The 745-nt window shown below is 63.1% G+C and carries 1 protein-coding gene; it reads right to left on the bottom strand.

What is annotated here, in order from left to right; genetic code table 11:
* A partial coding sequence (gene holA, locus A3730_RS25820; RefSeq protein ID WP_063539274.1) for a DNA polymerase III subunit delta occupies positions 1 to 745 on the bottom strand: 745 nt, incomplete at both ends.

Here is a 745-nt window from a genome sequence, read left to right as displayed (position 1 = left end):
TGCCGTCGAGCAGGCGGATGTCGCGGCTCAGGGCCCACAGCAGCACCGGGGGCTCCACGCCTTCGGCGCGCAGGGTCTGGATAATGTGCATGACGCGCTGGCTGTCACCCTGCGCGGTGGCCTCGGTGAGGTCGAAGGGCGAGTAGCGACTGGAGTCGCCCACCGCTTGCTGAACGTCTTCCGGGCCGACCTGGCCGTCTTCTACCAGTAAAGCCAGCTTGTCCACTTCCTGGGCGGCGGCCAGCAGGTTCCCTTCACTGCGCTCAATCAGCAGGGCCAGGGCATCTTCGTTGGCGCGCAGGCCACGGCTGGTGAGGCGTTCCTGCAGCCAGTTGCGCAAGCCTTTCCCTTCAACTGGCCAGACTTCGATCACGGCACCCATTTCATCCACGGCTTTGACCCAGGCACTATTCCAGTCCTTGCGGCGGTCCAGCCGTGAGCAGCGGATCAATAACAGGGTGTCACTACTGGCTCCGCCTTTCAGGCCGGCGAGCACATCGCGAAGAATCTGGCTGCCGGTCTTGTCCGGGCGTTTATCGTTGAGTACCAGTTCAAGAATGCGGCGGCCGCCGAACAGGCTCATGCTTTGCGATTCGTTGAGCAGGGCGTTCCAGTCGATACCGGTATCACTGGAAAAACGCTGGCGTTCGTCAAAACCCTGGTCGCGGGCTGCCCGGCGCAGGTCGTCAAGCAGTTCTCCCTGTTGCAGCGGCTCATCGCCGGCCACCAGATAGACGGGCAGCAT

The organism is Alcanivorax sp. HI0044 (assembly GCF_001634945.1).
The sequence above is the reverse complement of the archived record's forward strand: the minus strand, read 5'-3'. Positions and strand labels throughout refer to the sequence as shown.